The sequence below is a fragment of the Mycolicibacter heraklionensis genome (assembly GCF_001021505.1).
GTDB classification, from domain to species: Bacteria; Actinomycetota; Actinomycetes; order Mycobacteriales; family Mycobacteriaceae; genus Mycobacterium; species Mycobacterium heraklionense.
Map to the genome: position 1 here is coordinate 33,361 of NZ_LDPO01000016.1, position 12,295 is coordinate 45,655.

Consider the following 12,295-nt stretch of genomic DNA (forward strand, 5'->3'; position numbering starts at 1 on the left):
CTGGTTTTGAGTCTCAGGGAGTGAGTGGTGAGCTGTCCAAGACGTAATTCCGACCGTGCGATAAGCGCCACCGATCAGGGTGCAGGTGTGGCTCCGAAATCGACTCGCTGCGCAACTTCCAGCAGAGCGCGGGCCACTACCGAGCCGGGCTCGGCCGCACTGGTGACAAGTGCCACCTGAGCACTCAGGTCCGGATCGAGCAGGCGCAGTGTCACCGTGCCGGGCAGCGTCACGGCCCGCACCCAGGTCTGCGGAACGATGGTGGCCCATCGACCGGTGGTCACATGGGCCAGCAACGCGACGAAAGAATCGGTCTCCAGCCTGGGGACCAGCGCCAGGTCCCGGCTCGCCAGCGCGTCGTCGATCAACCGCCGGCCGCGCATTCCTTCGGCGAGCAGGCACATCGGTAACTCGGTCACGTCCGACCAGCTGATGGTGTCGGTCTGACCGGTGAGCAGCTCGCTGCCGGCGATCAGTACCTGCTGCTCCTCATACAGCGGGGTGACCGTGAGATCTGCGGTGTCGTCGCGGTCGGGGTAGATGATGCCGGCGTCCAGCTCGAACCGACGCACCCGTTCGGCGATCTCCGCGGTGCGCAGACTGGTCTCCAACTGCACTCGTACCAACGGGTGTGCCGCGGAGAACGGGTCCGACAGCAGTGCGACCGTGCTCGCGGCGGCCGGGATGACCCCGATCCGCAGCTCCCCGGTGAGGCCGGTCTGGAGCGCGGTCACCTCCTGCTTGAGCGCGTCGCGGTCAGCCAGGATGCGCCGCGCCCACAGCACCAGGCGCTCACCCTCGGGGGTAAGGCCTTCGAACTTCTGTCCGCGCCGGACCAACGGAACCTTCAGCTCGTGTTCGAGCTTGCGGATGGCCTCCGACAGGGCGGGTTGAGATACGTAGCAGGCGGCCGCGGCACGCGCGAAATGCCGCTCCCGGGCCAGAGCAACGAAGTACTCGAGCTGACGAAACAGCATGGGCCTATTCGACCACGATCCGTTGCTGTTCGGTGGCGACCCAGCTGGCCAATAGTTTCAGCGCCTGTTCGGCGGGCGAGTGCGGTGCGGCGGTGTAACCGAACAGGGACAACCCGTCGGCGCCGGGCAATTCGAAGGCGTTGTACGTCAGCGTCAGTTCTCCGACCGCGGGATGCCGGAATCGTTTGGCGCCGTGGTGGTGAGCCTTGACATTGTGGGCGGCCCAGCGGGTCCGGAACGGTTCGCTGCGAGTGGCCAGCTCGCCGATCAGCGCGACTACCGCCGGGGAGTCCGGTGCGCGGGCGGCTTCGGCTCGCAGCAGGGCCACCACGTCGTCGGCGGCGGCGGACCAGTCCGGGAAGGTCGCGTCGGCCGACGGATCCAAGAAGACGGACCGGGCCAGGTTCGGCGTTGCGCCGGTGCGGCCGAACACCGGCGCGTACAGGGCACGCCCCAGCGCGTTGGCGGCGACCACGTCGAGATGCCCGTTGAGCACCACAGCCGGGGCGCCGACCATGCTGTCCAGCAACTGCTGCACCCCGTCGGGCAAGGCCACTCCGGCCCGGCGCGTCGTCCGCCGCCGCCCGGGCTTGACCGCGCCGGCTCGGGCCAGATCGAACAGATGAGCCGTCTCGGCTTCGGTCAGCTGCAAGGCTCCGGCGACGGCGTCCAGGACCTCATCGGAGACGCCGGCCACGTGTCCCCGTTCGATCTGGGTGTAGTACTCGATGCTGACCCCGGCGAGCTGGGCCACCTCCTCGCGCCGCAACCCGGGGACCCGACGCCGTCGCCCGGGCGGTAACCCGACCTGTTCAGGGGTTATCCGGGCACGCCGGGTCATCAAGAAGCCCTTGATGTCCTGGCCGATGTCCATACCGCAACGGTAGGCAATCGGCGCAGATGTCAGGCAGGAACTGGCAGTACCCCTATAACCAGCACCTGTCGGGCCGGTGCGCAGGCTCGTAGCGTCGAGCTCAGCAATCGTTTCCCATGCGAGGAGGTCAGCGAAGATGCCCAGTCACGATGAGGCCCAGGCCGCGTTCGACGGTTTTGTCGACATGTGGACGAGCGGTAGGACGGGCGGGTTGCGCGCACCCATCCTGCATCACCCGGGTGAGGTCGACCTGAAGTACGAGGACGTGTCATTTCCGTCGTCGGACGGTGTTCGCCTGGAGGGCTGGTTCATCCCCGCCGACTCGAACCGGTTGATCATCCACAACCATTTCCTGCCTGGAAACCGCTCTGGTTACCCGGGACACCTCCCCCAGTTCGGCGGGCTGGGCGGGTTCGAGGTGAACTTCCTGCCGGAGTACAAAGCGCTGCACGACGCCGGCTACAACATCTTGTGCTACGACATGAGCAACCACGGGCTGAGCGGGTCACGCGAGCGCGGTACCGGAATCGGCCTGGTGGAGTACCAGGACGTGATCGGTTCGGTGCGCTACGCCAAGTCCCGCCCGGACACCGCTTCGATGGAGACGTTCCTGCTCAGTGTCTGCCTGGGGGCCGACTCCACCTGCGTGGCGCTGGCCAAGCACCCGGAAGAGTTCGAGAACATCAAGTCACTGATTCTGTTGCAGCCGGTGTCGGCCGACCCGATTGTCGAGAATTTCGTGCAGGGCAACGACATTCCCGACGGTTACCAGCGGTTCGACCAAACGGTGTTCGAGCGCACCGGTTTTCATCTGTCCGAGCAGTCACCGATCGAGTACGCCAAGTCGATTGAGATTCCCACCCTGGTGGTCCAGGTGCACGACGACGTGATGACCCGGCCGCAGGACGTGCAGGCGATCTACGACGCGATACCCGCAGCCGACAAAAAGCTGCACTGGATCGAGGGCACCACCCGGCGCTTCGACGGTTACAACTACTTCGGCGAGCACCCCGAGGTGGCCATCGATTGGTTCGACAATCACCGCAGGTAATTTGCGGGACGACTTCGCCGATACCGCGCCACGGCGGGTCTAGGTGTTGGCCGGGACCCGCCGGTCGGCTGCGGTCTTGGGCGTGACGTGCTCTTCGTCGCCGGTGAATTCCTTGGTCCAGCAAGCGAATTCCAGCGTGATTCCGTCGGGGTCCTGGAAGTAGAACGAGCGGACATACACCCCCGGGTGCAATGTCGGGCTCGCCTGCCACTCGGACTCGTCGTGGTTGAGGACCGGGCCGACCCGCACGCCCTTCTCTTTCAGTCGCTGGCGGTAGGCGTCGAACTTGTCCGCCGGGACGTGGAAGGCCAGGTGGTTGAGCGTGCTCACCGCACTGGTGATCTCGCCGATGCCGGGGATGGCGGCCGGCGAGGAGATCCCGGGCACCCGATCCGGGGCGTCGCGGAACCAGAAGAAGGCCACGCAGTCCCCGTTACCGGCATCGAAGAAAAAATGCTGACCGATACCCGCGGGCAGGTCGAGCGACTTGATCAGGGGCATGCCCAAGGTATTGCTGTAGAAGTCGACGGTGCGTTCCATGTCGGAGCACACCATCGCTACGTGGTTGATCCCGCTGATTTCGAATTCGGTGTTGACACCGTGCGGCTTGATCATTGCGGACACTCCTCTGGTCAAGATCCGAATCTGAATCTAACATCAGATTCAGATTTGATCCAGCCCGACCGAGACAGGATGTGTGTTCCGGTGTCGACCAGCCCCGAGCAGCCCGGCCACCGCGACCCGTTGCCCACCCACCGGGGTCGACGCACCCAGGCCGCGATCGACGCAGCCGCCCGCGCGGTGATCGCCCGCAAGGGAGTTCTGGCGACCACCATCGCCGACATTGCGGCCGAGGCCGGCCGATCGGCCGCGTCGTTCTACAACTACTACGACTCCAAAGAGGCGATGGTCGCCGAATGGGCGCTGCGATTCCGCGATGAGGCCGGCGAGCGAGCATCCGCCGTGGTGCGGCACGGGCTGACCAACCGCGAACGGATCGAGCAGGCCACTGCCGCACATTGGCACACCTACCGCAACCGGCTGGCCGAGATGGTCGGTGTCTCCCAACTGGCGATGGTCAACGACGACTTCGCCCGGTACTGGGCGGAGATCTGCGCGGTTCCGGTCGGCCACATCACTGAAACGGTGAAGCGCGCCCAAGCCGAGGGCTACTGCACCAACGACGACCCGGCGTTGCTCGCGGTGGCGATCGTCTCGATGCTCAACCAGTTCTGCTATGTCCAGCTCGCCACGCCCCGCGACGACGACGGACCCGACGACGCCGCGTGTATTCGCACGCTGGCCAACGTGTTCTACCGGGCCATCTACACCGAGGAGAATTCCTGAGCATGGCGTTGAGAGTCCTGGCGCACTTCATTCCCGGACCGAAGGTCGAGGAATTCGTTGCACCCGAGTCGGATTGGCTCGACATCCGCTGGTGCGCCGCCGACGACGACGCCACCTTCCACCGCGAACTGGCCGACGCCGAGGTGCTGTGGCACGTGCTGCGACCGCTCTCGGGTGACGATCTGCGGAGCGGGCCTGCACTGCGGCTGGTGCACAAGTTCGGCGTCGGCATCAACACCATCGACGTCGACGTCGCGACACAGCGCGGCATCGCGGTGGCCAATATGCCCGGTGCCAATGCCGCCTCGGTCGCCGAGGGCACCGTGCTGCTGATGCTCGCCGTGCTGCGCCGGCTGCTGCCGCTGGATCGCGCGACCCGTGAGGTACGCGGTTGGCCGACCGATCCCGATCTTGGCGAGCGCTGCCGCGACATCGGCGGCTGTACCGTCGGCCTGGTCGGCTTCGGCAGCATCGCTCAACGGGTGGCCGGGATCGTGGCGGCCATGGGCGCACAGGTGCTGCATACCAGCACCCGCGACGACGGCACGCCCGGTTGGCGGCCCCTGCCGGAACTGCTCGCCGCAGCCGACATCGTCTCGCTACACGTTCCGCTGACCGACGCGACCGAGGGATTGATCGACCGGGCCGCCCTGGAGCGAATGAAACCCGATGCGGTGTTGGTCAACACCGCACGCGGACCGATCGTCGACGAAGCCGCGCTGGCCGAGGCGCTGAGCGGCGGGCGGCTGGCCGGGGCCGGCCTCGACGTGTTCGCCGTCGAACCGGTGACCGCGGACAACCCCCTGCTCGGGTTGGAGAACGTGGTGCTGACCCCGCACGTCAGCTGGTACACCGCCGACACCATGCGGCGCTATCTGGCTGCGGCTGTCGACAACTGCCGCCGACTGCGCGACCGGCAGCCCCTGACCCACGTAGTCAACCAACCGACTGGTTGTTAGATTCACTTCACGTACACACCGAAAGGCGTATCAATGCCGATAGCAATCACTTCTGAGCATCAGGACCTCGCCGACTCCGTGCGGTCCTTCGTGTCACGCGCCGTGCCGTCCGAGCTGCTGCACGCGGCGATGGACTCCCCGATCGAGAACCCGCCGCCGTATTGGCGGGCCGCCGCCGAGCAGGGCTTGGCGGGTGTGCATCTGGCCGAGGAAGTCGGCGGGCAGGGTTTCGGAATCCTGGAATTGGCGGTGGTGCTGGCCGAGTTCGGCTACGGCGCGGTGCCCGGACCGTTCGTGCCGTCGGCGATCGCCAGCGCCCTGATCGCGGCAAACAATCCGGCCGCCGCCGAGCTCAGCGGGCTGGCCAGCGGAGAGGTGATCGCCAGCTACACGCTCAACCCGGGGCTGACCGCCACCGCCCAGGGGACGGGACTGGTGATCCACGGCGAGGCTCGTGCGGTCGCGGCCGCCGCCCAGGCGTCGTTGCTGGTGCTGCCCGTGGCGGTCGACGACGACGAGGTGTGGGTGGTGCTGCGCGCCGACCAGCTCGAGATCGAGCCGGTGGCCAGCGTGGACCCGCTGCGCCCCATCGCCCACGTGCGCGCCGCCGGCGTCGAGGTCGACGACACCGCGGTCCTGCGTAACCTCACGTCGGCTCGCGCGCACGCGCTGACCTCGACGCTGCTGTCCGCGGAGGCGGTCGGGGTGGCCCGCTGGGCCACGGACACCGCGGCGGACTACGCCAAGATCCGCGAGCAGTTCGGCCGACCGATCGGCCAGTTCCAGGCCATCAAGCACAAGTGTGCCGAGATGATCGCCGACACCGAGCGAGCCACCGCTGCGGTGTGGGATGCCGCCCGCGCTGTCGACGAGGCGAATGAAAACGGCTGGGACGCTGCGGGTTCGACGGTGGAGTTCGCGACTGCCGTGGCGGCCACCCTGGCGCCGAGCGCCGCGCAGCACTGCACCCAGGACTGCATCCAGGTGCACGGTGGAATCGGCTTCACCTGGGAGCACGACGCGGGTGTGTACTACCGGCGGGCGCTGATCCTGGCCGCCTCCTTCGGCTCCCGCTCCGCGTACCCCCAGCAGGTCGTCGACACCGCCACCGCTGGCGGGATGCGCAAGATCGACATCGATCTGGACCCCGACACCGAGAAGCTGCGGGCCGAGATCCGGGCCGAGGTCGCTGCCCTCAAGGCCATGGCGCACGACGAGCGCACGGTCGCGATCGCCGAGAGCGGCTGGGTGTTGCCCTACCTGCCCAAGCCGTGGGGGCGGGCCGCCGAGCCGATCGAGCAGATCATCATCGAGCAGGAATTTTCCACCGGCCGGGTGCGTCGCCAGGCGATGGGTATCGCCGCCTGGCTGATCCCGTCGATCGTGGCGTTTGGCACCGAGGAGCAGAAGCAGCGTTTCCTGCCCGCCACGTTCCGGGGCGAAATGATCTGGTGCCAACTGTTTTCCGAGCCCGGCGCCGGTTCCGACCTGGCCAGCCTGACCACCAAGGCGACCAAGGTCGACGGCGGCTGGCGGATCAGCGGCCAGAAGATCTGGACGTCGGCCGCGCAGTTCTCTTCATGGGGAGCCCTGCTGGCCAGGACCGACTCGAGCGCTCCGAAACATGACGGCATCACCTACTTCCTGCTGGACATGAAGAGCGAAGGCGTGACGGTCAGCCCGTTGCGTGAACTCACCGGCGGGGCGATGTTCAACACCGTGTTCATCGACGACGTGTTCATCCCGGACGAGTTGGTGCTCGGCGAGGTGAACCGGGGCTGGGAGGTCAGCCGCAACACGCTGACCGCCGAGCGGGTGTCGATCGGCGGATCCGAGATGCCGTTCCTGGCCAGCCTCGACGGCTTCGTCGAGTTCATTCGGGATGGCCAGTTCGATGGCGGGGAACAGCGCCAGGCCGGCCGGTTGATCGCTGAAGGACACGCCGCCAAGCTGCTCAACCTGCGCTCGACCCTGTTGACCCTGGCGGGCCTCGACCCGATGCCGGCGGCGGCGGTGTCCAAGCTGCTGTCGATGCGTACCGGACAGGGCTACGCCGAGTTCGCGGTGGGCACGTTCGCCGGTGATGCCGCGATCGGCGACCGTGAGCAGCTGCCCGGCAAGTGGGCCGAATACCTGTTGATGAGCCGCGCCACCACCATCTACGGCGGCACCTCGGAGGTCCAGCTCAACATCATCGCCGAGCGTCTGCTCGGCCTGCCCCGCGACCCCTAGGCCGCGCCTTTGCGCGAGCTGGGGGGTACCTCCCGCTTGCGCGAGCGTGCGTGTCCCCGGCCCGACACGCCGGGTGCGGACCGGATTCACGCACGCTCGCAAGGGGAAGAACCCCTGCTAGCGTCGCCGCCATGGCCGAAGCTCCGCCACCTCCCGGTCGCCGCGGAATGGCAACCTCCGGAGAACGCGAAACACTGGAGGCGTTCCTCGACGACTACCGGGACATCGTGGTGCGCAAGGTATCCGGACTCTCGGATGCCGACGCCGGCCGGCATCTCGTTTCCACGGCAACGACAGTGGGCGGGCTGGTCAAGCACCTGCGTTGGGTGGAGTACGGCTGGTTCGACCAGCTACTGCAAGAACGCCGCGACGACAACCGGCGCCCGCACGACCGCGAGCGGGAGTTCGAACTGTCCGACGACGACTCACTGCCCGTGCTGGTCGCAGAGTATCGCCGACAGTGCGAGGAGTCCCGGCGGATCGCCGCGCGGTTTCCGCTGGATCACACGGTCTCACATCGCCGCATCGGCCAGGTTTCCCTGCGCTGGATCTACGTGCACCTGATCGAGGAGACCGCCCGACACTGCGGGCAGATCGATATTTTGCGCGAACAGCTTGACAGTGCAACGGGTTTCGACTGAAAACCCGCTCGCGAGCGTGCGTAATCCCGGTCGCGGCACGGAGTGTCGCGCAGGGGACACGCACGCTCGCGCTAAAGGCCGCGCGCTAAAGGCCGCGCCCTACAGGTCGCGGAGTTCGCGTTTGAGGATCTTTCCGGTGGGGTTACGCGGCAGCTCGTCGAGGAAGACCACTTCGCGCGGCACCTTGTACCGGGCCAGGTGCTCCTTCACGTAGACCTTGATGGTCTCCTCGTCGACGCTGGAGCCTTCCTTGCGCACTACGAAGGCCCGCAGCCGGGCGCCCCACTCCTTGTCCTCGACACCCAAGGCGGTCGCCTCGATCACGTCGGGGTGTCCGCTGATCAGGTCCTCGACTTCGGCAGGGAAGACGTTCTCGCCGCCGGAGACGATCATCTCGTCGTCGCGGCCGGACACGTAGAGCAGCCCGCGCTCGTCGAAGTAGCCGACGTCGCCCGAGGAGAGCAGACCGTCGATGATCTGCTTGCCGCCCCCACCGGTGTAGCCCTCGAACGGAAAGAAGTTGCCGACGAAGATCCGCCCGACCTGGCCCTGCGGCAGTTCGTTGCCGTTGTCGTCGAGGATCTTGACCTTGACGCCCCTGACCACCTGGCCCACCGTCGCCGGGTTGTATTGCAGGTCGGCGGGACCGGCGATGGTGGCGAAGGCGACCTCGGTGGAGCCGTACATGTTGTAGATGACCGGCCCCAGGTCCTTCATGGCCCGCGTCGCCAATTCGGCGCCGAGCTGCGACCCGGAGACGAACACGATCCGCAAGCTCGACAGGTCCGGCTTCGGACTGGTCTTCTCCAGCTGGTCGAGGATCCGGGACAACATGACCGGGACCACGACCATCGCCGTCACCTTGTGCTTTTCCAGGTCCTCCAGCACGGTGGCCGGCTTGAAGCGGCGCCGCAGCACCAGGGTCGAGCCGAAGAACATCGCCAGGGTGCCGTGCAGATAGCCCAGCGCGTGGAACATCGGCGACGGCAGCGACGTCACCTCACCGGCCCGGAACGGGACATGAGACAGGATGCCGCCGATCGGTGCCAGCGTGGGCGGCGTGCTGCGGTTGGCGCCCTTGGGGGTACCGGTGGTGCCGGACGTCAGGATGATGATCGAGGCGTGCTTGGTGATCTTGGGTGCGGGAGCCTTGCTGCTGCGCGCGATCAGCTGCGCCAGCGTCTCGTCGGCACTACCCGACGGTTCTTCGGCATCCGGGTTGACCCCCAGCGCCCGCAACTTGCCCAGCGGTGGTTCGGCCTGCGCGACCGCGGCGGTGTACTCGTCGTCGTAGATGATCAGCTTGGCGCCTTCGCGTTCGGAGACGTCCTTGATCTGCGGACCGGAGAATTCACTGTTCAGCAGGATCAGCCGGGCGCCGACCCGGGCGCAGCCGTAGTTGGCGATCAGGAACCAGCGATGGTTGCGAGCCAGGATCGCCACCCCGTCACCGCCACGCACACCCATCGCGAGCAGGCCGTTGGCCACCGCGTTGACGGCGTCGTCCAGTTCCTTGAACGTGATGCTGCCGTCGTCATCGATCACGGCGACGCCGTTCGGGTTACGCCGGGCATTGAGCGCCGGAATCATCCCCAGCTCGCCCCAGCGCGCTCCGTCAGCAAGTGCACTGGCGATGACCCGAGGGGACTCCAGCTTCAGCGCGCCGGACTCCAGGATCTTGCGCAGATAATGCAACTCGGCGCCACCGCGTTCGAGATAGCGACCGAGCTTGTTTACAGCCTGGCTGGGCAGGTCAGTGAGCTTAGCCATGGGACAACCTTATGTGACGCAGATCGCCGTCGGGCGGGGGATGGCGGCCTCTCATTAACATGACCTCATGGCCGGCGGGATGTCGCTGGAGGTTGCGGGACACCGGGTGGTGGTCACCCACCCGGACAAGTTGGTGTTCCCAGGTGGACCAGGCTCCACCCCCCGGACCAAGATCGAGCTGATTCGCTACTACCTGTCGGTGGCCGACGGTGCGCTGCGCGGGGTGGCCGGCCGGCCGATGATCCTCAAACGCTTCGTCGACGGCATCGGCGCCGAGGCCATCTTCCAGAAGCGGGCACCAGCCAACCGCCCGGATTGGGTCTCGGTCGCCGAGCTGCGCTACGCGTCGGGCCGGTCGGCGCACGAGGTCGTCGTCGACGACGCGGCCGGGCTGGCCTGGGTGATCAACCTGGGCTGTGTGGACCTCAACCCGCACCCGGTGCTCGCCGGCGACCTCGAGCATCCCGACGAGCTGCGGGTCGACCTCGATCCGATGCCGGGAGTCGGCTGGGCGGAGATCGTCGAGGTGACACTGCTGGCCCGCGACGTACTGGCCGATCACGGGCTGACCGCCTGGCCGAAGACGTCCGGCTCAAGGGGCATGCACATCTACGCACGGATCGCACCGCGATGGAAGTTCGGCCAGGTGCGGCTGGCGGCACAGGCGGTGGCCCGCGAGATCGAGCGACGTGCACCGCAGTTGGCCACCAGCCGGTGGTGGAAAGAGGAGCGGCACGGCGTCTTCGTGGACTTCAACCAGAACGCCAAAGACCGCACGGTCGCCTCAGCGTACTCGGTGCGGGCCACCGCTGACGCCCGGGTGTCGACGCCGTTGCATTGGGACGAGGTCGTCGACGCCGACCCGGCGTCCTTCACGCTGGACACCGTGCCGGACCGCTTCGCGCAGATCGGCGACCCCTGGGCAGGCATGAACGACACCGCCGGCGGGTTGGAGTCGCTGCTGGAGCTGGCCGAAGAGCAGGGCCCGGCGGAGAAGGCGCCGCGCGGCGCGCGTAAAAGCGTCGACGGCCGGCGCACGTCACCGCTGCCACTGATCGAGATCGCCCGCACCAAGACGCGCGACGAGGCGATGGCTGCCTTGGATGTCTGGCGACGGCGGCACGCTACAGCGGCGAAACAGCTTGCTCCGGAAGATGTTCTACTCGACGGTATGCGCGGCCCGAGTTCGATCTGGTACAGGGTGCGGATCAACCTGCAGCACGTCGAAGAGGCGCGGCGCCCACCCCAGGAAGAGTTGATCGCCGACTACAGCCCTTGGGGCAAAAAGGGCGCGAAAGGCTGATCCGCGGTCAGGGCACGGTGATACCGGCGGCCAGGTTCGCGGCGACTTCGGCCTCCCAGTGACCGAACGCGTGGGTGGTGTCGACCTCCACCTCGAACCGGTCGGTCATGTCCGGGGTGACGGCCGCGGCGTCGACGTAGAACTGCTCGTACCACCGGCGCAGCTGGTACACCGGGCCGTCCTCTTCGGTGAGCAGCGGGTTCTCCACGGGCGCCTTGTGCCGCCAGATCTCGACGTCCTCCAGGAATCCCGCCCCGAACGAGCGGCTCATCGCCGCGGCGAGTTTGGTGGCCTTCTCCGCCGGTAGGTTCGGCATCTGCTGGACGGCGACACCCCACTGCAGCATGAAGGAGTCCTGCGTGACCGGGTAGTGGCAGTTGATCAGTGCGATCTCGGCGGTGAAGTCCGGCGCGAGATCGTTGTGCAGCCAGTTGATCATGTAAGCCGGGCCGAAGTAGGTCGCCTCGGAGCGCAGATAGGTGCCCTCCCACAGTTTGTCGGCCCCCGGAGAGTCCGGCCGGACCTTGCTCTCCATGTACTGGCTGGCGTGAGAACCCTCGATCACGTTCTTGAAGTAGGTCGGATACGAGTGGTGGATGTAGAAGAAGTGCGCCATGTCGACGACGTTGTCGATGATCTCTCGGCAGTTGGCGCCTTCGATCAGGACCGAATCCCATTGCCACGGTGACCACCTGCCGGCATCCATGCCTTCGATCTGCGGCGGGGTCAGCTCCGGCGGCGGCGTCGAACCCTCCGGGTCGTGCCACATCAGCAGTTGGCCGTTGACCTCGCAGGTGGGCCAGCGTCGGGTGCGCGCTATCCGTGGCGGCCGCTTGGCGTAGGGCACCTGCGCGCACCGACCGGTTGAGCCCTGCCACCGCCAGTCGTGGAACGGACACGCCAGGGTGTCGCCTTTGATGGTGCCTCGGGACAGGTCGGCGCCCATGTGCCGGCAGTAGGCGTCCAGCACGTGCACGTCGCCGCTGGAGTCGGCGAATGCCACGAGCCGGGTGCCAAAGGCGTTGATGCCGTGCGGCTGACCGTCCCGGAAGGTCTCGGCCAACCCCAGGCAGTGCCAACCCCGGGCATACCGGGTCTTCGGCGTGCCGTGGTCCAACTCGCGGATCGCGCAGTCGCTCAT

Annotated in this window: 11 protein-coding genes; 6 read left to right on the forward strand and 5 right to left on the reverse strand. The window is 67.0% G+C overall.

The window, feature by feature from the left end:
* Nucleotides 1–74 precede the first annotated feature (74 nt).
* Together ABW16_RS17355 and ABW16_RS17360 are read right to left on the reverse strand one after the other, a co-directional pair.
* Nucleotides 75–977, reverse strand: coding sequence for a LysR family transcriptional regulator (locus tag ABW16_RS17355; protein ID WP_047320435.1), 903 nt, complete (start codon nucleotides 975–977; stop codon nucleotides 75–77).
* Between the two features lie 4 nt (nucleotides 978–981).
* Nucleotides 982–1,851, reverse strand: a complete 870-nt coding sequence (locus ABW16_RS17360) for a helix-turn-helix domain-containing protein (protein WP_047320436.1) — start codon at nucleotides 1,849–1,851, stop codon at nucleotides 982–984.
* A 136-nt stretch (nucleotides 1,852–1,987) separates the two neighbouring features.
* Between ABW16_RS17360 and ABW16_RS17365 the strand changes: the two genes are divergently transcribed.
* Complete coding sequence (locus ABW16_RS17365; RefSeq protein ID WP_052956963.1) at nucleotides 1,988–2,902, forward strand: alpha/beta hydrolase family protein; 915 nt, start codon at nucleotides 1,988–1,990, stop codon at nucleotides 2,900–2,902.
* A 39-nt stretch (nucleotides 2,903–2,941) separates the two neighbouring features.
* On the opposite strand, the gene ABW16_RS17370 is transcribed toward ABW16_RS17365, so the two are convergent.
* The gene (locus ABW16_RS17370) at nucleotides 2,942–3,517 is read right to left on the reverse strand and encodes a VOC family protein (RefSeq protein WP_047320437.1); all 576 of its coding nucleotides are present in this window, start codon (nucleotides 3,515–3,517) and stop codon (nucleotides 2,942–2,944) included.
* Nucleotides 3,518–3,595: 78 nt separating this feature from the next.
* On the opposite strand from ABW16_RS17370, the gene ABW16_RS17375 reads away from it, so the two are divergent.
* The 4 genes from ABW16_RS17375 to ABW16_RS17390 all read left to right on the forward strand — a co-directional run bounded on the left by ABW16_RS17375 (nucleotide 3,596) and on the right by ABW16_RS17390 (nucleotide 8,081).
* Nucleotides 3,596–4,249, forward strand: coding sequence for a TetR/AcrR family transcriptional regulator (locus ABW16_RS17375; protein ID WP_047320438.1), 654 nt, complete (start codon nucleotides 3,596–3,598; stop codon nucleotides 4,247–4,249).
* A gap of 2 nt (nucleotides 4,250–4,251) precedes the next feature.
* Complete coding sequence (locus ABW16_RS17380) at nucleotides 4,252–5,208, forward strand: 2-hydroxyacid dehydrogenase (RefSeq protein WP_200900679.1); 957 nt, start codon at nucleotides 4,252–4,254, stop codon at nucleotides 5,206–5,208.
* Nucleotides 5,209–5,241: 33 nt separating this feature from the next.
* Entirely contained in the window at nucleotides 5,242–7,440 is a 2,199-nt protein-coding gene (locus ABW16_RS17385) for an acyl-CoA dehydrogenase (protein WP_047320439.1), read from the forward strand.
* Between the two features lie 131 nt (nucleotides 7,441–7,571).
* Nucleotides 7,572–8,081 carry a DinB family protein gene (locus ABW16_RS17390; RefSeq protein ID WP_047320440.1) on the forward strand — a complete coding sequence of 170 codons (510 nt, stop codon included), beginning with the start codon at nucleotides 7,572–7,574 and terminating at the stop codon, nucleotides 8,079–8,081.
* A gap of 99 nt (nucleotides 8,082–8,180) precedes the next feature.
* Here ABW16_RS17390 and fadD2 read toward each other — a convergent pair whose 3' ends face one another.
* The gene (gene fadD2 / locus ABW16_RS17395) at nucleotides 8,181–9,851 is read right to left on the reverse strand and encodes a long-chain-fatty-acid--CoA ligase FadD2 (RefSeq protein WP_047320441.1); all 1,671 of its coding nucleotides are present in this window, start codon (nucleotides 9,849–9,851) and stop codon (nucleotides 8,181–8,183) included.
* A gap of 67 nt (nucleotides 9,852–9,918) precedes the next feature.
* On the opposite strand from fadD2, the gene ABW16_RS17400 reads away from it, so the two are divergent.
* Nucleotides 9,919–11,154, forward strand: coding sequence for a DNA polymerase domain-containing protein (locus ABW16_RS17400; protein WP_047320442.1), 1,236 nt, complete (start codon nucleotides 9,919–9,921; stop codon nucleotides 11,152–11,154).
* A 7-nt stretch (nucleotides 11,155–11,161) separates the two neighbouring features.
* On the opposite strand, the gene ABW16_RS17405 is transcribed toward ABW16_RS17400, so the two are convergent.
* Entirely contained in the window at nucleotides 11,162–12,295 is a 1,134-nt protein-coding gene (locus tag ABW16_RS17405; RefSeq protein ID WP_047320443.1) for a Rieske 2Fe-2S domain-containing protein, read from the reverse strand.

Bases quoted from the DNA above. Each gene is read 5' to 3' on its own strand.
- ABW16_RS17355 (WP_047320435.1), bottom strand. From the start codon at position 977: ATGCTGTTTCGTCAGCTCGAGTACTTCGTTGCTCTGGCCCGGGAGCGG.
- ABW16_RS17360 (WP_047320436.1), bottom strand. From the start codon at position 1,851: ATGGACATCGGCCAGGACATCAAGGGCTTCTTGATGACCCGGCGTGCC.
- ABW16_RS17365 (WP_052956963.1), top strand. From the start codon at position 1,988: ATGCCCAGTCACGATGAGGCCCAGGCCGCGTTCGACGGTTTTGTCGAC.
- ABW16_RS17370 (WP_047320437.1), bottom strand. From the start codon at position 3,517: ATGATCAAGCCGCACGGTGTCAACACCGAATTCGAAATCAGCGGGATC.
- ABW16_RS17375 (WP_047320438.1), top strand. From the start codon at position 3,596: ATGTGTGTTCCGGTGTCGACCAGCCCCGAGCAGCCCGGCCACCGCGAC.
- ABW16_RS17380 (WP_200900679.1), top strand. From the start codon at position 4,252: ATGGCGTTGAGAGTCCTGGCGCACTTCATTCCCGGACCGAAGGTCGAG.
- ABW16_RS17385 (WP_047320439.1), top strand. From the start codon at position 5,242: ATGCCGATAGCAATCACTTCTGAGCATCAGGACCTCGCCGACTCCGTG.
- ABW16_RS17390 (WP_047320440.1), top strand. From the start codon at position 7,572: ATGGCCGAAGCTCCGCCACCTCCCGGTCGCCGCGGAATGGCAACCTCC.
- fadD2 (WP_047320441.1), bottom strand. From the start codon at position 9,851: ATGGCTAAGCTCACTGACCTGCCCAGCCAGGCTGTAAACAAGCTCGGT.
- ABW16_RS17400 (WP_047320442.1), top strand. From the start codon at position 9,919: ATGGCCGGCGGGATGTCGCTGGAGGTTGCGGGACACCGGGTGGTGGTC.
- ABW16_RS17405 (WP_047320443.1), bottom strand. From the start codon at position 12,295: ATGAGCGACTGCGCGATCCGCGAGTTGGACCACGGCACGCCGAAGACC.